The sequence below is a fragment of the Nonomuraea sp. NBC_00507 genome, from assembly GCF_036013525.1.
Classification (GTDB): Bacteria; Actinomycetota; Actinomycetes; order Streptosporangiales; family Streptosporangiaceae; genus Nonomuraea.
Window position 1 is genome coordinate 9,268,840 of the sequence record NZ_CP107853.1, and the last position, 22,348, is coordinate 9,291,187.

The following is a 22,348-nucleotide window of genomic DNA, read 5'->3' on the forward strand; positions in this document are numbered from 1 at the left end:
GCTCTCACGGCCGTCGTAAGTGAGCGACCCGGGTCAACGCCCTCCCCGGATGCACGCATCAGCTGGTTCAAGAATCATGGCCAGGTTCACCCCATTCTGCGGGGACCGTCCGGGCGATCAGGCAGATGTGCTCGCGCACCTGCTCACTGATCACCCGTGGACGGCCCCCGCTCCATTTTGGGTCCAAAGCGTCGAACCCCCGCTCGTTGAAGGCATGGATGACATCGCGCACGTAGCCCTCGCTGACCTGCATCAACGAGGTGATGTCCGGCACGCTCTGGCCTGGCCGGACATCATCACCACGATCGCCCGGCGCAGCTTGACCGGATCCTTGGCCGAACGGGTGATGCGCTGCAGTTTGCGCCCCTCCTCCATCGACAAACGCCGGATGAATACCTCCGGTCGACGAGCCACGACCACCTCCCACGGGGTTGCAGAGGCAGCCAGCCTGGCGGGTTCACCGGCCGGGATTAATTACGGGTCAACGTTCAGAGACGGGCCACTAGAGCGTGTCCCATGATCGCGTGATGGCGGTGGGCAGGAGATCCCCTCCAGCAAGGTCACCGACTTCGCCGGGGAGGCGGCCGCGGCCGGTGCCGCCGTGTTGCGCAATTACGGGGGCGGAAGCCGTAGCCGCACGGTCGGGCTAACACCGAGGAAACGCGTCCTGCCCTAGAACTGTGGCTCGACATCTGATTATTCGGATCTACAGAGGGAGACTTCATGATTTCGCGTCGAGCGGCAGTGGCTCGCGTCGCCTCGGTGGCGTGCGCGGCGCTGGCTCTGAGCGTGGCCGCGCCCGCCACCGCCTCGGCATCTCCCGGCCCTGTCAAGATCGGGGATGTGCAGAAGGCTATGGAAGCCTTGGTGGAGACGGGCCATGTGGTGGGCGCCATCGGCGAGGTGTATGTGGACGGCAAGCGGGTCGGGAAAGGATCGGCCGGGTCCCGCTTGATCGACGGCAAGGGCGGCCCGATCCCGTCTACCGCCCGCTACCGGATCGGCTCGCAGACCAAGGGCATGACCGCCACCGTGGCCCTGCAATTGGTCAAGGAGGGCAAGTTGAACCTGGATGACAAACTCAGCGCGGTCCTGCCGGAGGTGGCGGAGAAGGACCTGGTGGAGCGGGCCGACGAGATCACGGTACGCAACCTGATCCAGCTGACCTCGGGCATCCCTGACTTTATCGGCGCGGACGTGGATCCCCTGAACCCCACGGTCAACTACCGCCCGACAGACCTGCTGGCGGCCTCGCGCAAGAAGCCTCGGCCCGTGGAGATCGGGACCTTCAACTACTCCAACACTAACTACATCCTGCTCGGCATGATCATCGAGAAATTGGCAGGGAGGTCCCTGGCGGCCGAATTCAACCGCAGGCTCTTCGCTCCGCTCGGAATGCGTGACACCTACCTGCCCGTGAAGGCTTCGGTGGGCATCAAGGGCCCGCACGGGCACGGCTACGCCCCGGACGAGACGGGCAAGCTGCGCGATGTCGACAGGCTCAACGTCACCACCCTGCTGGGCGCCGGCGGAGTGGTCTCCACCGCGCGCGACATGAGCGTCTTCCAGCGCGCCTTCCGCCAGGGCAGGCTCCTGCCGGAGTCACTGCGCAAAGTGATCACCGATCTGGCGCCTGGCCAGCCGCCGCTGCCTTCGGGCGGCCCGTGCGCCGGCAACCCCGAGTTCGCCCCAGGGGGCGGGGGCAGCGCCCCCGGCTTCACCGCCGCGACCTACACCTCCTCGGACGGCCGCCTGCAGTTCGCCGTGTCCGTGACGGTGGCCATGGACGATGCCGAGCGCATGACCACGCCGCAACGCATCACCAACGCTCTCAAATCGGTGTTCTGCCCGGCGACATAAAGCGTGTCCTGTTATCACGTGACGGGGTGCCGGAGCCAGATGCGGATCGAGGCGACGTCGAGGGTGCCCTGGTAGATCGGGATCATCCGTGGAATCGGTGGCCCTCAATTGAGGGCATCACCAGACGATGGCTCAAGGAGTCCAGAACTGCCGGCCTTCTTGATCCATCGACCCCAGCGGGGACTGCGAGAGAATTGCACCGCAATCGCCTTGCCCGATGACAACCGACCATCCGGACCACAGTTCTCCTGCGCCCACCGCCATGCCACCTGATGTAGGTGCCGAGCCTGTTCTCGCGCCACTTTCGGCTGAGCGTCATCGCCGCCCCCAACGCTCTGTGACTGGTGGTCTTGCCGCGTGCCTTCCTCGCCCCGCCCGCGTGCCCATTGGCCCTGCCGGATCTGCCCCATGAGCATTTCGTACGCGCCGATGAGCGCCAGGCTGAGCCACCCGGCGATCAGCCGAGCGATCATCGTCGGCTCCGCCACCGCCACGTTCGCTCCCCGGCTGGCCAAACTGCTGACGATCAGCAACGACCAAGCCAGCAGCCCACCGCGTGCGCCGTAGCGGCTAGCCCGCAACAGCGACATCGAGGCCGCCACGATCGTGCCGTCCACCGCCAGCGGGATGAGCGCAGCCGCCAGCTCATCCTCACCATGCGCCAAAGCCAACTCGCGCATATGCCGAAACGACACCACAGCCGCAATCGCAGCGAGCACAACGACGGCCGCCGTGGTCGTCCCACGAATCCACCGATCCGACGGTATCGAGTCCGACGTCGGCGCATCGATCACTTCTTCCGATGGCACCGTACGGCCTGACCCCGACTCGGAAAGACCAGCAAGGTCTCCTGCAGCAGCCAAACGCTCGGCACCAGTCCGGCATCGTCATCGCCCGTTCGCCCGTCGAACCGGGAGACGTTCTCCACGAGCGCCTGCTGAAAGAAGGAGTGCGCTGCTCCCTGCGGGGCGGTGGCGTACGGCTATCACCGCACTACTTCATCAAGGGCGACGACATCAGCCACGCCATCTCCGTCATGGCCCGCTGAGCCTTCCGCCCACCCAAGCCAAAAGCGATCAATCACTGACAAGGAGACGTCGGATGCCTGCCATCGCAGCTATCGCCACCTCGGACGCCCCGTCGGCAATCGGCCCTACTCGCAAGCCGTCCGCACCGGTGACCTGCTATTCGTCTCGGGCCAACTGCCGCTTCACCCCGAGACCGGAGCGGTCTGCGACAACATCGAGGAACAGACGCGTCAATCCCTCACAAGCGTCACGGCCGTCGTCCGCGAGGCCGGCGGGCAGCTGTCCGATGTCGTCCGAGTCGGCATCTTCGTCACCGACATCAAGGACTTCGGGGTGGTGAACAAGGTGTACGCCGAGTTCTTCAGCGCGGAGACCCGACCGGCGCGAGCGGTCGTCAAGGTGTCCGCCCTGCCGCGCCCAGAGGCCCGCATCGAGATCGAGGCCATCGCCGCCATCGGGGCGAGCAGCGGCAACGCCTGAACAGGTTAAGACCAACGCGGTTGTTGCGGCGCGCGTGCAGACATGAGCTCGCGGCGGTGAAACGTCGGGTCGAGGTGGCGACGAGGAGTCCGAGTGCGGCGTAGGCTGCGCCGAGCAGGCTGGCGGCCGACCATCCCGTGGCGCTGTAGGCCCAGGTGGTGGTGATCGCACCGAGCGCGGAGCCGAGGGAGTAGAAGGCCATGTAGGCGCCGATGACGCTGCTGCTCTGGTCGGGGCGGGCGGTGGTGAGCAGGTGCTGGCTGCTGACGTGAACGGCTTGCACGGCGAAGTCCAGGACGATGACGCCGACGATCAACAGCCACAGCGATGACCTCGCTTGAGCGATCAGCAGCCACGAGGCTGTGAGCAGGGCCAGCGACCAGTCGGTGACGGAGAGCGCCAGGCCCCGGTCGGCCCATCGGCCGGCCCTGGCCGCGCCCAGCGCCCCGGTGAGACCGGCGAGTCCGAACAATCCGATCTCGGTAGTGCCGAAGTGCCATGGCGCGTCGCCGAGCGGGAGCGCCAGTCCGCTCCACAGCGTGCCGAAGGAGGCGAACAGGAAGAACGCGACCAGTCCGCGACTGAGGAAGAGCCGGTCGCCGACGACCAGACGCCCCAGCGATGACAACAGCTGCCCGTACCGAGCTCGGGGGCGGCGGATGTCGGCCTCGAGGGTGAATCGGGCGGCGAGCGCGAGCATCGCGCAAAGCCCGGCGATGAGGAGGTAGACCATGCGCCAGTCGGTCAGCTCGCCCAGTGTGCCCGCGACCACCCGCACTCCGAGGATCCCGATGACCACGCCCGAGGTGACCGCTCCGATGTTGCGGCCGCGCTCGCCGATCGGTGAGACGGCGGCGACATAGGCCACCGTGATCTGGACGGCCACGGCGAACAGCCCGGCCAGGGCCAGGCCCGCGATCGCGATGCCACCACTGGGTGCGGCGGCGGCCACCCCCGCACCTACTGCCGTGAGCAGCAAGTGCACCGTGATGAGCGTGCGGCGGTCGAACAAGTCACCGAGCGGGACCAGCAGCACCAGCCCCGCGAGATAACCGATCTGGCCGGCGGCGACCAGCCACCCCAGCGCTCCTTCCCCCAGCCCAAGGTCCTCGCCCGCGGCCTCGAGGACCGGCTGGATGCCGTAGATGGTCGACACCGCCACCGCGCACACCAGCGCGAGCACGACCCGCTGCCTCCCTGTCAATCCTGACGACATATCACCTTCCAATAAGTTTCAAAATGCAACCTATCTGAAGTTAGGGCATAATGGTTTCAGATTGCAACTCATCGCGGAGAGGGCCAGTGGACGTCACACTCGCTGCGGGAAGCGCTTGGACCGACCCGGCCTGCCCGGTCGCACGGACCGTCGACCTGATAGGCGACCGGTGGAGCCTGCTGATCATCCGCGACGCGATGGACGGGGCGACGACCTTCACCGAGTTCCATCAGCGGCTGGGGATCGCCCGCAACATCCTCACCGACCGGCTCCGCAAACTCGTCGAGCACGGCATCCTTGACAAGAGCGCCGCCACCGACGGCAGACGACACACGTACCGGCTCACCGAAGCCGGGCAGGACCTCTTCACGGCCGTCGTCGCCCTCCGCCAATGGGGCGAGCGCCACGCCTTCGCCCCAGACGAGCCGCACTCCATTCTCGTCGACGACCAAGGGCGGGAGCTTCCCGAACTCCACCCGCTCGGCCAAGACGGCGCGCCGCTCTCCGCCGAAGCATCGCACGTTCGGAAAACTGCCTGAGCCCAGCCGCGCCAGAACCCGTCCCATCGGGCCCTGCAATCGACGCCCCTCTACCAGCGCCGAGTCTGCGGCCGACTCGCCTGCCTGTCACTGCAAAGCGTCGCTCCGGACCTACTCAAGGACCATCGCCTTGCAGAGGAGACAGGTCCTCAAAGTCCTCACCGATCCCAACGCGTTCCCGCCCAACCGCGACCGAGGGCACGGCCATCACTGACGGCGACGATCAACTTGCCGGGAACGACTCACTCACCTGCCAGGACGCGCACCTGCGGGATAGCCTCAACGAGTCGTTTTCGGGATGGACCAAGACATTTACCGAGCCTCGGCTCTGCGCGGTCAGCATGTGCGGGGTCCTACTGCAGGGAGTCGGCCCGGCGGCTCAGAGCAGGGCCTCGGCGGTGATGGGCAGGTCGCGGAGGCGGCGTCCGGTGGCGTGGAAGACCGCGTTGGCGATGGCGGGCGCCACGCCGATGCCACCCACCATCCCGCCGATCGCCTGGCTGTCGGCGAGCTTGAGGCTGATGATCCGGCCAGCGTCGTAGACGCCGATCCTCCGCCGCACCAGCCCCAGGCGGGCGTCGACGGCGACCTCGGCGAACCTCGCGGCGTAGCCGTACATCGAGAACCGGGACTTCTCCCCGGGTTGTAGGACCCGCGCGCTAGGAGGTGGGCGCCGTTGTTGCGGGCAAGGAGCTGCCGGTAGGTCGGTGTCGTCCATGTCGTTTCCGGGCGCCCGCCCGCACTCTGGTGTCGGCTGGCAGCTCAGGTGGTGACACGGGCACTCGGAGACGCGCGGTCGTCGCTCTGGTAGAGGGCTATGAGGAGCGGCCGGTCATAGTGGCCATCTCGTCCGGGGGCCGCGGGCAGCCGCGCTGGAGCCAGTCGCTGATCCAGGAGCACAGCGCCGAGGCGTGCGCGAGGTGGTTGTTGACCGTCGCCGGAGCCATAGCGGCCGCGCTGCCGTCCTTCGCCGCCACCCCGTGGCTGCCAGATGATCGCGCCAGGCGGCGAGTTCGCGGGCGGTGATCGCCGAGACGCGCTCATGCCCGAGCCCGGAGCCGATCCAGACGCGCAGCCGCTCCAGATGGCGGCTGATCTTCGCACTCACCTCGGCCGAACGCACCCCGCGCACCGCGAGATCCAGGTAGCGCTCGATCCACACCCCAAGATCGTCATCGGTCGGGTCGAGCTCCCCGGACAGGCCGACAACCTTTCGTGAAGTGATTTTGCGGCGAGCCTGCCCCTCGGCCGAAACGGCCGAGCTGGGCGTCTGCGAGAGCGTGCCGCCAGGTTACTTCACGGAAGGGCCATTTCCTGAAGAGAAACGGCCCTGGCTGCCGGGGGTGGTCGTACGCCGACAAAGGTGCCCGCCGCCTAGCAGCGGTGTGCCGTGCCGCAAGCCTGAACGCCACCGCCGCAGGCCACGAAGCTCAAGCTCGCCAACCAAGATGCGGCTTTAGCCGACACGTTGTCCCTCATGGTTGACGGCGACTACCTCGATGCCGTTGGCAGTGAATGCCGCGATGACGGAGGAGTCGGCTTCGTGGTCGGTGACGAGGGTCCATTTGCGTGGTAGTCGTGCCCAGGCGTGGAAAGGTTGGCGGATCAGCTTGGCGGCGTGCGCCAGAACGTAGACGTGTTCGGTGCTACGTGCCATCAGTTCTTTGAGGCGGGTCTGCTGTAGGTCTGCCTCACAGATCCCGCCGTCGGGGAAGACGCCGTCGGCGCCGAGGAAGACGCGGTCGAAGGTCATCTTTTCCAGCGCCGCTTCGGCCAGTGGTTCGACCAGTCCATGGCTGAGGTGCCGCAGGCTGCCGCCATGCCAGACGCTCTGCGTCTGGCTGCGCAGTCATCGGAACGCATCTGTAGCGCCGAGCCGATCGCTCCCAAGAGACCACTTGCCATCCGGCGCCACCTCCTCTATTGTCTGACGAACGTAAGATAAACGATCGTACGACAATGGGATGTCATCCCGGTCCGGCGTCAAGGGCGTCGATTCCACCCGGATGTCTCCCATGTGCTCGACGTCTCGGATGTCGCCGAACGTCCATTGATCAGTCACTCGTTGATTTGCCGAGGAGAGTCATGCAGCAGCAACGCCAGCAAACGGCCCTGCGTAGTGCATCGAGCGCAAGGCGTTTTCTGAAGAAGAACGTCGGAATCGCGCTGGCGGTCACCGCGGCGGCGGCCGTCCTGGGGTCGGCGCCGTCCGCGTCCGCAGCGACGGGACACGCGTATCGCGGATCCGTTGTCACCGACGTACGGACCGTGGCGACGTTCGACTACGCCGTCGGCGAGATCCCCGAGAACATCACCGTCAACCCCGACGGCTCAATGACCCTGTCCATGCTCGGCAGTTGCGCGGTGTGCCAGCGCACCCATGGGCCGCAGCTAATGCGTATCTCCGCGTCCGGAGGCCGCACGGTGCTCGTCACCGGGCAGGTGGGTGAGGCGATCAGCGGCAACACCCGTGGCAGTGACGGCACCGTCTACTACAGCGTGTGGGCCCCGGGCAACGCGGACAGGAACGGCGTGTACACGCTGCGTCCGGACGGTACCCCTCAGCGCATCGCCGCTCTGCCCGCCGACGCGGGCCCCAATGGGCTGGCCATCGACCCGGCCGGACGCACCCTCTACATCGCCGACAGCCTGAAGGGCCTCATCTGGTCCGTTCCGGTCTCGGGCGGATCGGTGACCCCGTGGCTGACCGATGCCGCTCTCGCGCCGGTGCCGACCGAAGCCCTGCCGATCGGTGCCAACGGGCTCAGGTTCCACAACGGCGCACTGTGGGTCAGCAACTTCAACAAGGGAACACTGCTGCGGGTACCGGTCACCCCCGCCGGCGCGGCCGGTCCCATCCGCCTTGTCGCCGGCGGCCTGCCCAACATCGACGATTTCAGCTTCCTGACCCCGTGGTCCGATGTGGTGTTCGCAGCGCAGAACGGCTCCTCCTCGCAGAACGGTCCGGACAGGATCGTGGTGGTCTACCCGAACGGCACCTACAAGGCCGTTCTGACCAGCGCGGACGGTCTCGCCTCGCCCTCCGCGACCGCGGTTCGCGGCGACCGGTTGTACATCACCGACGGCGGGGTCCCCGAGCCCCACGACGCGAAACTGCAGACCGGGAGGATCAATGTCGCCGCTCTCCTGGCCAACGCAGCACACTGACTCGGCCAAGGCGGTATCCGGGGGCGCTAGCCCCGGCTGCGATGGAGGAACGCATGGTGCGGTACGCGAAAGAACAAAAGCAGGAGACAAGGCAGCGGATCATTACGACGGCCGGTCGCCGGCTCAAGCGGGACGGCATCGACGGCTCCGGAGTCGCGACCCTCATGAGGGACGCGGGCCTGACCAACGGCGCCTTGTACGCCTACTTCCCCTCCAAGGATGAACTCGTCACCACCGCGGTCGCCGACCAGATGCGCGCACAACACGCCAACATCGTCGCGCAGGCAGCGCCCGGCCGTGCCGGACTCGAACAGATCGTGCGCTGGTACTTCTCCCCCGAGCAGCGCGACAACATCGAGGACGGCTGCCCCAACGCCGCCCTGCTCGACGAGATCGCACGCTCCACGGATCCCACCAGGCAGGCATACACCGACGGCGCGCTTGTCCTCATCGACGACTTCGCCGCCCGCCTGGCACCCCACGATCCACCGTCGGCGCGTCTGAAAGCACTCGGCCTCCTCGGCATGCTGGCCGGGACACTGCAACTCTCTCGCGCCCTGACCGACCGGCAGCTCGCCGACCAACTCCTCAAACAGGGCATCCGCAACGCCCTCGCACTCCTGGATGCCGAGCAGCACAACTGAGACGCCATCCGCGTACCGATCAGAAGCTGGTCCGGTCGAACAAGGTCGGCGGCTCCCTCGACAACCGCATCCGCTTCGCCGTCGAGGTCACCACCGCCGTGGCAGACGAGATCGGCCACACCGACTACCCCACCCACACCGCCTGACAAACCCCGCCGATACCGGTCCTGGCGGGCCGGTATGCCAAATGGCCCCATGGAGGTACCAAATGTCTGAGCACGCTGCTGTTGAACTGAGCCCGGAAGCGATCCAATTCGCGGAATGGCTGGCCACAGGGGCGAATCCCCCGTCCGAGTTGGATGCGGCGCGCGTCCAGGCGGAGCAAGTCCATCTCGCGGCCCGGGAGCCGGAGGGCGTCACCTATCGGGAGGTGGACGCGGGTGGCGTTCTGGGAATCTGGTGCGAACCCGTCGACGCCAACACCGACTACGTCCTCCTGCACACTCACGCCGGGGGCTCCGTTCTGGCGTCAGCACACGTCGACCGAAAGCTCGCCGGCCATATCGCCAAGGCCGCCGGGGCCCCCGTACTGGTCCTGGACTTCCGGCGCGCACCGGAACACAAGTACCCGGCTCAGGTGGACGACGCGGAGGCGGCCTTCACCTGGCTGCTCTCCGAAGGGTATGCGCCGGGAAACATCATCACGATCGGCCACTCGATCGGCGGGTTCATCGCCGTCGCCCTGGCGCTTCGCCTCCGCGACAAGAAGCAGCCCCTGCCCGGCGCCATCGTGTCGATCTCCCCCTGGTGCGACCTCGAGATCGCCAACGAGACCATCGCGACCAACGCCGGGACGGACAAGATTCTCAGCAAGGAACTGCTGGAGTTCTTCCGGGATGCCTGGATCGGCGGCACGGGCATCGAGTTCACGGACACCCGGATCAACCTGAACCGGGCGGACCTGAGCGGTCTTCCCCCCACCCTCGTCTCCTGGGGAACGTACGAGGTCCTCGCCGGCGAGGACGAGGAGTTCGCCGCCCGCGTCAAGGACGCCGGAATCGACACGGCGACCGTTGTGGTCCCCGGAGGCCAGCACTCGTACGTCTACGGAGCCGGCCGGATTCCGGAGACCGACGCCGCCATCGCACAGATCGGCGCGTGGGTCCGTGAGAAGACCAAGATCTGACCGAGCGGTACAGCGGCGGCAGTCGCAGGCGACGGCCGGGACGGCTGACCACGACGGCGGCTTCAGCTGCGCGCCAGCCTTCCCATCGTCGGTGTCGCACAGGCTTCACAACCGTCCCCACTCTCGACACCGACCACCCGCCGGGTGGCCAGACGATTCCATACACCTCGATGAGGGAAAGAACGAGGACCCGATGAGTGCCTTCCACCCCGATCTCAAACGAGGCCGCTTTATCCCCAATGTGTCCTACGGACGTCTGTCGTCGCGCATCGTGCGGAGCGTGAAGTGGCGCTCGACCGATTCAGGGCCGGACGTCACGGTTCAGGAGATCGTCGTGCCCGGGCCCAAGGGCGCACCGCCCGTCTCGGTTCGCGTCTTCCAGCCGACCGGCCTGAAGGCAGCGGCTCCGGCGCTGCTCTGGATACACGGAGGCGGACTGATCTTCGGCGCACCCGAGCAGGACGACCGTACGAACATCGCCTTCTCCCGCGAGCTCGGCATCACCGTCGCCGCGGTTCGTTATCGACTGGGGCCGGACCATCCCGCGCCCGCCGCGGTCGAGGACGCCTACGCCGCGCTGCGTGGACTGGCCGAGCGCGCGGGCGACCTGCACATCGACATCGATCGCATCGCGATCGGCGGTGCCAGCGCGGGCGGCGGAATCGCCGCGGCCCTCGCGCTGCTCGCCCATGACCGGGCCGAGATCCGCCCAGTGTTCCAACTGCTCCTCTACCCCATGCTGGACGACCGCACGACGACGAGAACCGACCTGGACACCCTCAAGGTGCGCGTCTGGACGCCCAAGAGCAACCGCTACGGCTGGTCGTCCTACCTCGGCGACGCCGTCGCGGGCCCGGACGTCTCCCCGTACGCGGCCGCAGCCCGCCGCGAGGATCTCACCGGTCTTCCTCCGGCCTGGATCGGCGTCGGCACCCTCGATCTCTTCCACGACGAAGACGTCGAGTACGCGCGCCGGCTGAGTGACAGCGGCGTCCCCTGCGACCTCGACGTCATCCCCGGCGCCTTTCACGGCTTCGACCTGGTATTTCCTAAGGCCGAGGTCTCGCGGGAGTTCTGGCGCCGGCAGGCACGAGCGCTGAAGGGCGCACTGTGAGTCCGACCGAAAGTGAAGGCAGATGGACATGCAGATCGCGGCGAAGGGTGCCGTCCTCACGGCGGCGGCAACGGGATCGGGCGGGAAGTGGTGCCCGGCGGTGGTGGTGCCGAGCGACTCCCGCGGTCCATCGGCCGCGACCGGGCGCTCGAGGCGATCCTCGGCAGCGCCGACTACGACGCCGACCTGGCCGAGCGCTGGGGATGGGTCACCCGGGCCCTGCCGGACGCGGAACTCGACACCTTCGTCGACGCGACGGTCGCACGCCTCGCTTCCTTCGACCGGCAGGCGTTGGCGACCGCCAAGGCGATGGTCGGCCGGGCCACCCTGCCGCCGGACGCCGACCTGATCGCCTCCTACGGCGCGTTCGTGGACTCGCTGACCAGCCCGGGACTCCTGCCCCGGGCGATGGCGCTCGGCGCACTGGCCGCCGACAAGGGCCTGGACGTCGAATACCAGCTGGGCGAATACCTCGGCCAGATCAACCAGAACCTCTGATCGTTCCTCTCCGCGGCGGCGAGAGGCTAAGAAGGCCGGCTCTAGCGGCCCCTGTGGCACCGAACCGAATGCGGGGTACGCCATGCGCACCCGGCGTACCCCGCACGGAAGGCAAACGCGTCATGGCTGTCACCTGCCTCAACCGGGGCACCGTCTACCGTTTCTGCCAGAGCCTGCTCCAGGCGGGCTCCCTCGAGGAGGCCAGCCGGGGTCGATTCCGGCCGGGTCCGCGCGCGATGACGCTCGAACTAGTCGCCATAGGCAGCTTCGACCTGGGTGAGCTGGCCCGGCCCACGCTCGTAGGCCTGCAGGGGACGCTGAACGAGACCGTCAACATGGCGATCCCGGACGGTCACGACGTCGTCTACGTCATCCGGGTTCGCGGGCCGGGCCCGCTGGACATCCGGCTCCAGGTCGGAAGCCGGCTCCCGGCGTTCTGCACCTCACTCGGCCGCGTCATGCTTGCGCACTTGCCAACCGACGAGCTCGACGCCTTCCTGGCCACGGCCGGCCTCACCGCCAAAACCGAGCGGACGGTGACCGACCCCAAGCGGCTGCGGTCGACCATCGCGACGATCCGGAAACGGGCTACGCCGTCAACGACGGTGAACTCGCCCACGGCCTGGGAGGCGTGGCCATCCGGGCGGCCCGCCCGGCCACCGCGATCAACGTGGCAATCACCCGCCCGTTCGCGCCCAGCGAGGTCAATGAGCGTCCGGCTCCCTTGCTTACTGAGGCCGCCGGACGGATCGGGAAGCTCCTCACCGCACCACCCGGGGCCTGAGTCCAACAAAGTACGAAGCCAGGAGGTGACATGTCGACGGCAGACATCGCCGTGACCCAGGCCGACACCGACCGGATCGGCGACTGGGCCGACCTGGTCTCCTCGGCCTTCGTCCCGCTCGAGTGCCGCGGCCGTGCCGACGGATTCCGCGCCGTGCTGAACTCGCGCACCGTGGGCGGGCTACAAATGACGCGGATCGACACCACAGCCCTTCAGGTGGCCCGGACCAGCCGCGCGATCACACGCAGCGACCCCGGCGGCTTCAAGGTAGTCCTCCAACTGCGGGGCAGCGCCCAGCTGAGCCAGGACGAACGCCAGGCTTGGCTGCAACCGGGCGACCTCGCCATCTACGACACGAGCAGGCAGTACACCATTACGACCGACGGTGAAGAGCGATTCCAATGCTTCGTCCTGATGTTCCCGGTCACGCACCTCGGCATCCCCATTGACGCGATGCGCCGGGTCACCTGCACCAGGATTGACGGACGGGACGGGCTCGGCGGGCTGATCTCGCCATTCCTGTCCCGGATGGCCGACAGCGTGTTCGCCCACGAGCCATACGTTGACAGCCGGCTCATGCGCAACACGATGGATCTGATCGAGACGCTCTACCGGCAGCGGCTGGACCTGGCGCCGGCGGACCCGGACAGCGTGATGCGCTCGCGGCTCCTCGTGGTCAAGGCCTGGATCCGGCGACGCCTCAGCCAGCCGGACCTGTCCCCCGAACTGGTCGCCGCGGCTCACCACATGTCGATCCGTTACCTGTACCGGCACTTCGAGGCCGAAGGGACGACGGTCGCCCGCTGGATCAAGGAGCAGCGGCTCGAGGGCTGCCGGCGCGAACTGGCCGAGCCCTCGCTCGCGCGATTCAACGTGAGCGCGATCGCGGCACGCTGGGGAATGCTCGACCCAGCGGGATTCAGCCGAAGCTTCCGCGCCGTCTACGGAGAAAGTCCGCGGGCCTACCGGATCCGGCACCTCGCCGGATCCGGTGACGATCACGTGCTTCAGAGCCCGATCCAGACACCCTTGGTCTCGGTGAACTCCTCGATACCGGCGGGCCCGAATTCACGGCCGGAGCCGCTCGCGCCGAAACCGCCGTGAACAGCCGCCGGATCCAGGAACGGCAACATGTTCACGTAGACCGTGCCCACGTGGATCTGGGCCGCGAGCCTGTGTGCGGTCGACAGGTCGTCGGTCCAGACGCAGGCGGCGAGGCCGTACTCGGTGTCGTTGGCGCGCGCGACCAGTTCCTCGTCGCTGTCGTACGGCAGCACCGAGAGAACCGGGCCGAAGATCTCCTCACGTGCGATACGCATGCCGTCCTCGACGTCGGTGAACACAGTCGGCTCGAAGAAGAACCCGTCACCGAGGTCGGCCGGGCGCCTGCCACCACCGACGAGGCGGGCGCCCTCGGACCGGCCGGATGAGACGTAGTCCTGCACCCGAGCAAGGTGTTCGGCGGAGACCAGAGGCCCGATGACGGTGTCCTCAGCCAGGCCAGGCCCGATCTTCAACGTTGCGGCAGCCGCGGCGAGCTGCTCGGCGAACTCGTCCGCCACGCCGCGGTGGACGAAGAAGCGGGGTGTACGCCTTACACACCTGCCCGCTGTTGAGCAGGGCGCCTTGCAGGTTCCCGGGAACGGCCTTGGCCAGGTCGGCGTCCCGGGTGATGATGCTCGGGGCTTTGCCGCCAAGCTCAAGGCTGCCGACGCTGCACACCCGTCGCAGCTGTGCAGGGCAAGACAAGCACCTCTGCAGCGACGAACAAAGTCCCAGTGGCGTTGCGCGAAACCATTCTTCAGTCGGTGGCGAGGTGACCAGCCAATCGCTACCGGATCGACGGTAACCGTTGGCTCACCGACTTCGCCTTCGCATCGGACAAGACACGAAGAAGGGCATCATGACCGTCAACCGGTCCGCCGAACCCCGCATCTTCCCCGTGCCTGAACTGCCCGCCACCATCGACACCAGTGGGCTGTTCGAGGGCCTGTTCACCGGCCAGGAGGACCTCAACATCCTTCGTACCATGGCCGTGAACCCGTCGCTGCTGGAGGCGTTCTTCCCGTTGCTGCAACAGGTCGCAGCCGATGTCCTCCCGGCACGGGATCGAGAGGTCGTCATCCTGCGAACCGCGTGGCGCACCCGCACTCCGTACATGTGGGCTCACCATCACGCCGGCGGACTGGCGGCCGGCATGAGCGAACAGGAGATCGCGACGGTGGCCGACCAGCCGGCGCCGCCGCAGTGGCGCCCGTTCGACGCTGTTCTCGTCAGAGCGGTCGACGAGCTCCACGATGTCGCCCACCTTTCCGAAGCGACATACCAGGCCCTGGCTAGGCAATACGACCAGAAACAAATCCTGGAACTGCTTGCTCTGACCGGTACGTACACCCTGCTCAGTTTCATCCTGAATACCGCCCGCGTGCAGATCGACCCCTGGTTGACCGACCCGGCCGCACTGCCAAACCTTCGCAGCGTCAAGGAGCCGTCATAACGACAAACGCCTCTGGCCGCCAACGGCGTCAAGATCATGCTATGGCGGTGTGGTGAGCTCACCGGGGTGGCGAACGTTCATGCGCACCGGTGGCGGCACAACTTCGCGCACGAATGGAAGCCGGCCGGCGGTGACACCGGGGATCTGATGCTGGTCCTCGGGTGGTCTTCGGATGACATGCCTCGCCGGTATGGGGCGAGCGCGGCGGCGGAGCGGGCGCAGCTGACTCATGCCCGGCTGCGGATCGGCGACAGGGTTTGACCACGGGGGAGGGCGATCATGGCGTTGACCGAGCGGCAGCAGATCCGGCGGGCGCGGATCGCGGCGCACGCGTCGTGGGCGAGGATGGCTGATCGTCAAGGCCGGACTGCGCCGGCAACCACGGCGTTCCTGGCGCGATTCGAGAAGCAGGTGGATCCGTTGGGCGTTTTGGAACCGGAAGTGCGGGCTACGCCGCGGTGAGCTGTGCGCGCTGCGCTGGACCGACGTGGACCTGGGCGAGGGAACGCTGACGGTCAACCACAACATCGCCCACGCCCACGGCCGACCGTACCTGGACGAACCGAAGACCGCCGCCGGGCAACGCACCATCGCCCTCGCCACACCACCACCACGGTTCTGCGGCGGCACCGGCGCCGCGAGCGGCTACTGTTCTACGACCTCGGCACGATGTGGCGGCCGGACGGGCTGGTGTTCACCCGACCCGACGGCCGGCCCATCCGCCCGGACTGGCTCACCCACCGCTTCACCGCCCCGGTCGCCGCGTCCGGGCTGCCCCCGGTACGGCGCACGACCTGCGGCACGGCGCAGCCACCTATGCCACCGTGCTGTCGGAACAGGCGCGGCAGGCCGCGGAGTCCACCGCCCGACTCGTCCTCGACGCTTTGCAGGCAGCAGCGTAGGGCCACGCGGAGGCTCTCTGCTCAGAGCCAAGCAGGAGGGGGCGATCATCGGCGTCCACTCCGTGCTGAGCTGGTACGCCGTCGCGGGTGTCTACAGTGCCACCATGGCCGCGCTGTGGTCGCGACGAACTCGCTGCGCCCCGGAACTCGCTCCCGCCGGCGTGCACGTCGTCGGGGTGCACACCGGCTACGTCCGACACCTCCATGGCCGCGCACACCACCGACCCCAAGACGGGCCTCGCGGACCTCGTGCGCAGTGTTTGCGACGCCATTCAGGCGGGTGAATACGAGGTTCTCGCCGATGAGACTCTCCGTTCAGCTCAGGGCCGGGCTCAGCACCCCGCTCGAGGCGGTCTACTTCGAGCTCAGGACCGTGAACGCCGGACCGGCGACAAGGGCCGCGGTGGTGGCGGGTCGCGTTCGCCGCTGCCGAGATCGTCGAGGCGCCAGCGCACGGCGTGGGCGAGGAGCTGCATAGCCGGGGGCCACGAGCCTGATTCGGGGCGTTCTTGACTTGTGACGTTCGGATACATCGACGCGCATGGTCGATCACTTCTGGTAGGTCGGCAGAATCTTTCCGTTCTGTACATAGGTGAGCGCCGCAGACACTTCGTAGGCGTGCACGGCTGAGACGAACGAGGGAAGCACGGGCGACAACTTCGTGACAGCATCGCTGGCGAAGCTTGCCCGAAGCGCGTCGGCATCAGTGAAGCCCAGCATCATTGAGGCGTGGAAGCGCTGGTCGGTGGGGTTGTCGTGGGCCACGTTCGGCGTGTCCCAGAGCCTTTGGCTCCAGGGCATGAACACCTGCGTACGCAGTTCCTTCAGCATGCCGGCGTTCGCGAGGCCGGCGACCATCACCTCGGTGACGAACCGGCGGAAAGCACCGGTGCCGACCCCCTGCCTTCTCCTGAGGTAGATCAGGGCCCGGGCTTCCGCCCGCTCACCGGGATCCGCGACGTCGTACCAACGAGCGGAGTTCGGCGGTCCCGCATAGAGCAGGGTGCGCCGGAACACATTCACTTCATCTTTGTAGGCGAGCTTCGTCTGCTTCCGGCCCCAGAGCGGAGAGAGGACCGACTGGAAGGTGACCTCGGCGAGGCCGTCTATCCTGCGATCGGCGGGGATGGCCGTCTCCACTCCGCTGATGGCCGGCCACAGCCCGGGATTGGTCTCGGCCAGGTGAATCTGCCGGTACTCCTCGAATCCCGGTGTCACACTGATGATCTTGGAGTGCGGGCCCTTCCAGTGGTCCATCCCTTGCTGACGGGGCTGATCGGTGCGCATCCACAGCAGAATCGACGAAGCGAAGGGTTTCTTGACATAGGTCGGTGTCTGAGTCATTGCCCGTCTCCCTGGATTTCGTGGCGTGCCGGTCATCGCGCGAAGAACTTCACGGCGATGGGGGCGAACTTGTCGTGGAACTGGAAGATCCCGCCGTGGCCGGAGTCGGCACGGCGACACCCGCCCTTCGACCATGGCCTTGAGGCGGGCGGGTACGCGGAGATCAGGTGTGGGCGGATGAGGTCGGCGTAGCGCGGATCGCTGAGCCAGGCGGTGATGCGGTCGCGTACGTCGCGCCACACGGTTGGTCCGGCGGCGAGCAGCGGGTTGAGTACCAGCCCGGCCACCAGCCCGGCATACGGCAGGTCGAGCCGCGCGGCCGCGGTGGTCAGGTCGAGCACGTGATCGCCGATCGGCACGCCCACGTGCCGGCCGCCGAGAGGATGGCCGAATATGCCGTACGGCAGGTTTCGCCAGGCCGAAGGGGGTGTTCGGGGGCAGGTCCAGCCAGCTCACGCGAGGTTCACCTTTCCGTGGGGTCGAGCAGGCCGAGCCCGGTGAGGTCGGTGAGCGGCTCGGTGACGCTACAGGTGCCGAACGACCGGAAGCGGTTCTGTAGCCGCGCGATGTGGAGGTCGCTGAGCTGCCGGGCCGCTGCGGCGAGGGCGTCGGCGGAGCGATCGGCGAGTACCTCAGCGGCTCGTGTGGTGTCCGCGCCGTCAAGTAGTGCGGCCGTGGCGAGGAGGACGTTGAGGAAACCGTGGTGCTCGAAACCGGTATCGGCGGCAGAGTGGCGCACGGCGTGGTGAAGCCCGGCAGTGCATTTAAACGCCAGATCGCGGTCGAGGCATCCGGCGATCGCGGCGGCGAGTTCCGACTCCGTGGGAAAGGCGTCTGCCGTGGTGCCGCCGGTACGCAACTTCGCGTGCGCGCCGGTGCCGGCGAGCGCGTCGAGGACGGCCGACTGGGCCGCGCCCCACGGCACCTCCACGTAGGCCGGTATCCCGGTGGGGAGTGCGGACATCACCTCTGCGGCGCAGGGTGTGTCGTGGCGGACGGGGATCTCGACGGCGGCGAGCTGGCCCGCGGGGACCTCCCGGAGGCGTCGCCGAAGGTTGTCGGTCCGCCGGTGACGATGACGCTGACCGGCACCCGGCCGTCGCAGTCGGCGAGCTCGGCGAGCCGGTTGTCCGGGCAGATGAACGGTCCGACCAGGTCGGCGTACCAGGCGGCGCGGTAGGCCGAGTGCACCGGGACCGCCTCGCGCATGAGCGCGTTGCCGGGCGGGAACAGTGCCGCGTCGTTGAACAGCGTGTCGAACAGGGCTCTCATGACGGCCCCCGACCGGCCCAGGTCCACGCGTAACCGGGGTCCTCGCAGGCCTGGCCGCCTTCGCCGAGTTCGAGCGGGCGGAAAGTGTCGACCATGACGGCCAGTTCGTCGAAGAACTCGGCGCCGATGCTGCGCTCGTACGCGCCGGGCTGCGGGCCGTGCGAGTGGCCGCCCGGGTGCAGCGAGATCGAGCCCTGCCCGGATGCCGGAGCCTTTGCGTGCCTCGTAGTCGCCGCCGCAGTAGAACATCACCTCGTCGCTGCCGACGTTGGAGTGGTAGTACGGCACCGGAATGGCCAGGGGGTGGTAGTCCACCTTGCGGGGCACGAAGTTGCAGACGACGAAGTTGGCGCCCTCGAACACTTGATGCGCGGGTGGCGGTTGATGCACCCGGCCGGTGATGGGTTCGAAATCGGCGATGTTGAACGTGTACGGGTAGAGGCAGCCGTCCCAGCCGACCACGTCGAACGGGTGGTGCGGGTAGACGAACCGGGTGCCGGCGATGGCGCCTGCCCTCCCGCGGTGCTTGACCAGCACCTCGACGTCGTCGCCGTCGGCAAGCAGCGGCTCGACCGGCCCGTGCAGGTCTCGTTCGCAGTACAGGGCGTGTTCGAGCAGCTGACCGTGACGGGACAGGTAGCGGCGGGGCGCGGTGATGTGGCTGTTCGCCTCGATGGCGTACGCCCGTAGGGGGTGCCGCCCGTGGGTACCCATCGGTGGGTGGTGGCGCGGGGAAGCAACACGTAGTCGCCTTGACGGGCGTGCAGCTCGCGGAAGGTGGTCTCGACTGTGGCCTCTCCCGACTCCAGGTAGATGCACTCGTCGCCGATGGCGTTGCGGTACAGCGGCGACGGCTCGCCCGCGACCACGTACGAGATGCGCACGTCGACGTTGCCGAGCACCAGGCGCCGCCCGGTCACCGCGTCGCGGCGTTTCCATTCCTCCCCGGGAAACAGTTGGTGCAGCCGCAGGTGCCGCGGTCGCAGCGGATGGTTTGCGTCGGTGGCCAGCTCCGGCAGCTCCCACGGCGTCGCGTCGACGATGGCCGAGGGCAGGTGCCGGTGGTAGAGCAGCGACGAGTCGCTGGAGAAGCCCTCCTCGCCCATCAGTTCCTCGTAGTAGAGGCCACCATCGGGGCGACGGTGCTGGGTGTGGCGCTTCGGTGGGACGTCACCGATCAGCCGGTAGTACGCCATGGTCACGCTCCTCGGTCGTGGTGGGAGCGGCGGTCGCACGCCGCAGCGCCGTGCCGACAGCGGCCGGGCCCGGATCAGTGAGTACCGCGGCGACATGTGCGTCCGGCCGGATGATCCACAGCTCGTCGGGATGGGCCGCCAGGACGGTGGCGAGCTCACTGTCGTGGTCGATGTCGGTGATGCGCTCGACCCGCACCGGTGCCGAGGTTGCGCGCTGCGCGGCGGCGTGGACGGCGTCGGCGTCCACCCGCTCGCCGGCCAGCAGCAGGAATCCGTCGCGGGCGATCTGCCGTATCCGGGTGGGACGCCCGCCGATCGCGATCGGCGCGTCGGGCACGAGGATGCCAGGGCCGGCCGGCGGCACGGCGCCGCGCGGTGGGCGTCCGGTGAACGGATGGCTCGGGTTCGGCGTGGTCAGCGGCGAGTCGACGTACCAGAAGGGTTCCGCGAGCCGGCCGGAGTCGACGGCAGCGCGGGCGCCCGCGTCGGTGCCGGCCGCCTCCAGGACGGCCAGGCGGTGCTGGTGCTCGGCCTCGGTGCCGGGTACGAGGAAGCGCATGGTGGCGTCGGTGACGTCCAGGTTCTCGCGGGCGGCGGCGTGCCGTTCGGCGTGGTAGCTGTCGAGCAGCGACTCGTCGGCCCAGCCGTTGAGGACGAACGCCAGCTTCCAGGCGGCGTTCTCCGCGTCCTGTACGCCGGAGTTGAGTCCGCGGGCGCCGAACGGGGAGACCAGGTGGGCCAGATCGCCGGCGAGCAGCACCCGCCCGACCCGCATCCGGTCCACGATCCTAGAGTGGAAGCGGTACACCGAGCTCCACACCAGCTCGTAGGGCCGATCACCGATGATGGCTCGGATCCGCGCGTCCCGGCCGCCTGGGTCCACGCCGACGGCACCGTCCTCGCCGGCCGGGACCTGCCAGTCGATGCGGAACGTACTGTCCGGACAGGGGTGGATGAGGACCTGCCGTCCGGGGTTCCACGGCGGGTCGAAATAGAACCGGCGCTCGTTGGCCCAGCCGGGCAGGTCGGTGCGGATGTCGCAGATCAGGAACCGGTCGTCGAAGGAGCGCCCGTCGAACCTGACGCCGAGCATGCGCCGTATGTCGTCGCCGCGGGCTCCGGCGCATGCGACCACGTAAGACGCCTGCACCGCACGGTTCCCACAGTGCAGCGTGACGCCCTGCTCGTCTTGGGCGATGCCGGTCACGTGGTGGTCCCAGCACACGTCGATGAGCGGTTCGGCCGCGATCCGCTGGTCAAGGACTTCCTCGGTACGCGTCTGTGAGATGTTCACAAACGGCGGAAACACAGATCGGCCCGGGTCAGCGAAGGTGTAGTTGAACAGTTCCTGGTCGCGGTAGAAGGTGCGCGCCACGGTCCAGGTGAGCCCCTCGTCGGCGATGCTGCGGCCGGCGCCAACGGCGTCCCACACGTCGAGGACGTCGCGCTGCTGCACGATCGCCTTGGAACCGACCGGGTCGCGGTGCGGCCGCTGATCGAGCAGGATAACCGGGACAGCCCACCGCGCCAGCAGCAGCGCGGCAGTCTGGCCCACCGGGCCGTTGCCGATTACCACCACCGGCGACGGGCCGCGTCCGTCGCGGGCGTCAGGCGTGTGGCCGTTCATCAGTCCTGCAATTCCTGCCACACGGCGCGGTCGCGTTCCCCGGTCCAGATGCGCGGCCGTTCGATGCCGGACATCTCGTCCCAGAGCCGGGACACGTCGAACGGCAGGCAGTGTTCGAAGATGGGCCAGCCGCCGTACTGATCGACGAGGGCGGCGTGAGTCGCCTCGAACGCCTCCTTCACCGTGCCACCTCGCTGCCGCACGGCGCCGACTTCACGCAGCATCACCTGCAGGAAGTGCCGGGTCTGCCCGATCGCCGCGTCCACCGCGTCTCGCCCGGACGCCACCGCGCCGCGCCCGCCGACGAGTGTCTCGGCGCCGAAGGCGGCGACCGCGTCCAGCGTCCCGGTCAACCAGTCCCGGTGGAACGCGTCGCCGGTGTACAACGCCGCGTGCGCCTCCACCAGGTCACCGGCGAAGAGGATCCGCTGTCGGGGCAGCCACGCCACGATGTCGCCCTCGGTGTGCCCGCGCCCGCAGTACTGCAGCACCAGATCACCCCGATCGCCGCCGAGATCGATGGTGAACCGATCCGCGAACGTGGCAGTGGGCCAAGTCAATCCCGGAATCGAGGCGGGATCCTTGAACAGTCGGGGCATCCGGCCGTATTCCGACTCCCAGTCCTGCTTGCCGCGTTCGGCGATCAACTCGCGTGTCCGCTCGTGCGCCACGATCACCTCGGCGTCGAAGGCGCTGGCACCGAGCACCCGCACCGCATGGTAGTGCGACAACACGAGAAACTTGACCGGTTTGTCAGTGTGCTGACGGAGCAAGGCGAGCCATTCCCGGGCGGCCACCGGAGTGGCGAGCGCCTCGAAGCAGACCAGAAAATCCTCGCCTTCGATCGCCCCGACGTTCGGATCGCCCTCCGCCGTCAGCGCATAGACCCCGTCGGCCAACACCTCGAGGGTCTGCTGTTTGTCGGCGAGATCGGCGGACGAGGCGAAGGGCTTCTGCGCCATGACACAGCTCCTAGTCTAGTCAAAGGTTTTACTATTTCCTGGACGCTACGCCAAACCGCGTTGGCAGGGAAGCCCTGGAGAAGACAGGCCA

29 protein-coding genes and 1 pseudogene are annotated in these 22,348 nt (G+C 67.8%); 15 read left to right on the top strand and 15 right to left on the bottom strand.

The annotated features are described in order from the left end of the window. Positions 1 to 67 precede the first annotated feature (67 nt). Complete coding sequence (locus OHA25_RS44655) at positions 68 to 274, bottom strand: helix-turn-helix domain-containing protein (protein ID WP_327582961.1); 207 nt, start codon at positions 272 to 274, stop codon at positions 68 to 70. A gap of 449 nt (positions 275 to 723) precedes the next feature. Between OHA25_RS44655 and OHA25_RS44660 the strand changes: the two genes are divergently transcribed. Then, the gene (locus tag OHA25_RS44660) at positions 724 to 1,860 is read left to right on the top strand and encodes a serine hydrolase domain-containing protein (protein WP_327582962.1); all 1,137 of its coding nucleotides are present in this window, start codon (positions 724 to 726) and stop codon (positions 1,858 to 1,860) included. Between the two features lie 104 nt (positions 1,861 to 1,964). Here OHA25_RS44660 and OHA25_RS44665 read toward each other — a convergent pair whose 3' ends face one another. Then, on the bottom strand, positions 1,965 to 2,669 hold the full coding sequence (locus OHA25_RS44665) for a DUF2637 domain-containing protein (protein WP_327582963.1): 705 nt from the start codon (positions 2,667 to 2,669) through the stop codon (positions 1,965 to 1,967). Here OHA25_RS44665 and OHA25_RS44670 point away from each other — a divergent pair. Together OHA25_RS44670 and OHA25_RS61660 are read left to right on the top strand one after the other, a co-directional pair. Next, a complete protein-coding gene (locus tag OHA25_RS44670) occupies positions 2,663 to 2,908 on the top strand; it encodes a hypothetical protein (RefSeq protein ID WP_327582964.1) in 246 nt (81 codons plus the stop codon). The two genes, OHA25_RS44665 and OHA25_RS44670, sit on opposite strands and share 7 nt — an antisense overlap. Then, positions 2,832 to 3,368 carry a RidA family protein gene (locus tag OHA25_RS61660; protein ID WP_442941961.1) on the top strand — a complete coding sequence of 179 codons (537 nt, stop codon included), beginning with the start codon at positions 2,832 to 2,834 and terminating at the stop codon, positions 3,366 to 3,368. Before OHA25_RS44670 ends, OHA25_RS61660 begins: the two co-directional genes overlap by 77 nt. Here OHA25_RS61660 and OHA25_RS44675 read toward each other — a convergent pair. Further along, a complete protein-coding gene (locus tag OHA25_RS44675; RefSeq protein ID WP_327582965.1) occupies positions 3,283 to 4,584 on the bottom strand; it encodes an MFS transporter in 1,302 nt (433 codons plus the stop codon). The two genes, OHA25_RS61660 and OHA25_RS44675, sit on opposite strands and share 86 nt — an antisense overlap. A gap of 86 nt (positions 4,585 to 4,670) precedes the next feature. Between OHA25_RS44675 and OHA25_RS44680 the strand changes: the two genes are divergently transcribed. Then, on the top strand, positions 4,671 to 5,123 hold the full coding sequence (locus OHA25_RS44680; RefSeq protein ID WP_327582966.1) for a winged helix-turn-helix transcriptional regulator: 453 nt from the start codon (positions 4,671 to 4,673) through the stop codon (positions 5,121 to 5,123). A gap of 379 nt (positions 5,124 to 5,502) precedes the next feature. Here OHA25_RS44680 and OHA25_RS44685 read toward each other — a convergent pair whose 3' ends face one another. Beyond that, complete coding sequence (locus OHA25_RS44685; protein ID WP_327582967.1) at positions 5,503 to 5,841, bottom strand: molybdopterin cofactor-binding domain-containing protein; 339 nt, start codon at positions 5,839 to 5,841, stop codon at positions 5,503 to 5,505. 119 nt (positions 5,842 to 5,960) lie between these two features. Between OHA25_RS44685 and OHA25_RS44690 the strand changes: the two genes are divergently transcribed. Further along, positions 5,961 to 6,149: a hypothetical protein gene (locus tag OHA25_RS44690; protein WP_327582968.1), complete on the top strand. Its 189-nt coding sequence runs from the start codon at positions 5,961 to 5,963 to the stop codon at positions 6,147 to 6,149. 430 nt (positions 6,150 to 6,579) lie between these two features. On the opposite strand, the gene OHA25_RS44695 is transcribed toward OHA25_RS44690, so the two are convergent. Continuing rightward, positions 6,580 to 6,972, bottom strand: coding sequence for a hypothetical protein (locus tag OHA25_RS44695; RefSeq protein ID WP_327591130.1), 393 nt, complete (start codon positions 6,970 to 6,972; stop codon positions 6,580 to 6,582). A 236-nt stretch (positions 6,973 to 7,208) separates the two neighbouring features. Here OHA25_RS44695 and OHA25_RS44700 point away from each other — a divergent pair, with 236 nt between their 5' ends. The 7 genes from OHA25_RS44700 (at position 7,209) to OHA25_RS44725 (ending at position 13,561) form a co-directional block, all read left to right on the top strand. Further along, positions 7,209 to 8,291, top strand: a complete 1,083-nt coding sequence (locus OHA25_RS44700) for an SMP-30/gluconolactonase/LRE family protein (protein ID WP_327582969.1) — start codon at positions 7,209 to 7,211, stop codon at positions 8,289 to 8,291. 53 nt (positions 8,292 to 8,344) lie between these two features. After that, positions 8,345 to 8,935 carry a TetR/AcrR family transcriptional regulator gene (locus tag OHA25_RS44705; protein WP_327582970.1) on the top strand — a complete coding sequence of 197 codons (591 nt, stop codon included), beginning with the start codon at positions 8,345 to 8,347 and terminating at the stop codon, positions 8,933 to 8,935. Positions 8,936 to 9,143: 208 nt separating this feature from the next. Continuing rightward, positions 9,144 to 10,061 (top strand): alpha/beta hydrolase, encoded by a 918-nt coding sequence (locus OHA25_RS44710; protein ID WP_327582971.1) that lies wholly within the window; start codon positions 9,144 to 9,146, stop codon positions 10,059 to 10,061. Between the two features lie 280 nt (positions 10,062 to 10,341). Continuing rightward, positions 10,342 to 11,175 (top strand): alpha/beta hydrolase, encoded by an 834-nt coding sequence (locus OHA25_RS44715; protein WP_327582972.1) that lies wholly within the window; start codon positions 10,342 to 10,344, stop codon positions 11,173 to 11,175. An 87-nt stretch (positions 11,176 to 11,262) separates the two neighbouring features. Then, positions 11,263 to 11,673, top strand: a complete 411-nt coding sequence (locus OHA25_RS44720) for an enoyl-CoA hydratase/isomerase family protein (RefSeq protein WP_327582973.1) — start codon at positions 11,263 to 11,265, stop codon at positions 11,671 to 11,673. Between the two features lie 236 nt (positions 11,674 to 11,909). Further along, positions 11,910 to 12,512, top strand: coding sequence for an IclR family transcriptional regulator (locus OHA25_RS61665; RefSeq protein WP_442942233.1), 603 nt, complete (start codon positions 11,910 to 11,912; stop codon positions 12,510 to 12,512). After that, positions 12,488 to 13,561 (top strand): helix-turn-helix domain-containing protein, encoded by a 1,074-nt coding sequence (locus OHA25_RS44725; protein WP_327582974.1) that lies wholly within the window; start codon positions 12,488 to 12,490, stop codon positions 13,559 to 13,561. The genes OHA25_RS61665 and OHA25_RS44725 overlap by 25 nt, the downstream gene beginning before the upstream one ends. Here the strand turns inward: OHA25_RS44725 and OHA25_RS44730 are convergent. Beyond that, positions 13,465 to 14,019: an aldehyde dehydrogenase family protein gene (locus tag OHA25_RS44730; RefSeq protein ID WP_442941962.1), complete on the bottom strand. Its 555-nt coding sequence runs from the start codon at positions 14,017 to 14,019 to the stop codon at positions 13,465 to 13,467. The genes OHA25_RS44725 and OHA25_RS44730 overlap by 97 nt on opposite strands. Then, the gene (locus OHA25_RS61670; protein WP_442941963.1) at positions 13,949 to 14,179 is read right to left on the bottom strand and encodes an aldehyde dehydrogenase family protein; all 231 of its coding nucleotides are present in this window, start codon (positions 14,177 to 14,179) and stop codon (positions 13,949 to 13,951) included. Before OHA25_RS61670 ends, OHA25_RS44730 begins: the two co-directional genes overlap by 71 nt. A gap of 181 nt (positions 14,180 to 14,360) precedes the next feature. Here OHA25_RS61670 and OHA25_RS44735 point away from each other — a divergent pair, with 181 nt between their 5' ends. The 3 genes from OHA25_RS44735 to OHA25_RS44740 are packed head-to-tail and all read left to right on the top strand — an operon-like array spanning position 14,361 to position 15,416. Then, the gene (locus OHA25_RS44735) at positions 14,361 to 14,954 is read left to right on the top strand and encodes a carboxymuconolactone decarboxylase family protein (RefSeq protein ID WP_327582976.1); all 594 of its coding nucleotides are present in this window, start codon (positions 14,361 to 14,363) and stop codon (positions 14,952 to 14,954) included. Between the two features lie 12 nt (positions 14,955 to 14,966). Beyond that, complete coding sequence (locus OHA25_RS61675) at positions 14,967 to 15,215, top strand: hypothetical protein (RefSeq protein WP_442942234.1); 249 nt, start codon at positions 14,967 to 14,969, stop codon at positions 15,213 to 15,215. 18 nt (positions 15,216 to 15,233) lie between these two features. Next, a complete protein-coding gene (locus tag OHA25_RS44740) occupies positions 15,234 to 15,416 on the top strand; it encodes a hypothetical protein (RefSeq protein WP_327582977.1) in 183 nt (60 codons plus the stop codon). A 191-nt stretch (positions 15,417 to 15,607) separates the two neighbouring features. On the opposite strand, the gene OHA25_RS44745 is transcribed toward OHA25_RS44740, so the two are convergent. The 8 genes and pseudogenes from OHA25_RS44745 to OHA25_RS44780 form a co-directional block, all read right to left on the bottom strand. After that, positions 15,608 to 15,757: a hypothetical protein gene (locus OHA25_RS44745; protein ID WP_327582978.1), complete on the bottom strand. Its 150-nt coding sequence runs from the start codon at positions 15,755 to 15,757 to the stop codon at positions 15,608 to 15,610. Positions 15,758 to 16,405: 648 nt separating this feature from the next. Next, positions 16,406 to 17,200, bottom strand: coding sequence for a hypothetical protein (locus OHA25_RS44750; protein ID WP_327582979.1), 795 nt, complete (start codon positions 17,198 to 17,200; stop codon positions 16,406 to 16,408). Between the two features lie 32 nt (positions 17,201 to 17,232). Beyond that, positions 17,233 to 17,607, bottom strand: coding sequence for a hypothetical protein (locus tag OHA25_RS44755; protein ID WP_327591131.1), 375 nt, complete (start codon positions 17,605 to 17,607; stop codon positions 17,233 to 17,235). A 56-nt stretch (positions 17,608 to 17,663) separates the two neighbouring features. Beyond that, positions 17,664 to 18,164, bottom strand: coding sequence for a hypothetical protein (locus OHA25_RS44760; protein WP_327582980.1), 501 nt, complete (start codon positions 18,162 to 18,164; stop codon positions 17,664 to 17,666). Continuing rightward, entirely contained in the window at positions 18,164 to 18,472 is a 309-nt protein-coding gene (locus OHA25_RS44765) for a hypothetical protein (RefSeq protein WP_327582981.1), read from the bottom strand. The genes OHA25_RS44760 and OHA25_RS44765 overlap by 1 nt, the downstream gene beginning before the upstream one ends. After that, positions 18,469 to 19,668, bottom strand: a pseudogene (locus OHA25_RS44770) (homogentisate 1,2-dioxygenase). The gene OHA25_RS44765 and the pseudogene OHA25_RS44770 overlap by 4 nt, the downstream one beginning before the upstream one ends. Next, entirely contained in the window at positions 19,643 to 21,295 is a 1,653-nt protein-coding gene (locus OHA25_RS44775) for an FAD-dependent monooxygenase (RefSeq protein ID WP_327582982.1), read from the bottom strand. Before OHA25_RS44775 ends, OHA25_RS44770 begins: the two are co-directional and overlap by 26 nt. Beyond that, positions 21,295 to 22,257: an MBL fold metallo-hydrolase gene (locus OHA25_RS44780; RefSeq protein ID WP_327582983.1), complete on the bottom strand. Its 963-nt coding sequence runs from the start codon at positions 22,255 to 22,257 to the stop codon at positions 21,295 to 21,297. The genes OHA25_RS44775 and OHA25_RS44780 overlap by 1 nt, the downstream gene beginning before the upstream one ends. Positions 22,258 to 22,348: the final 91 nt, after the last annotated feature.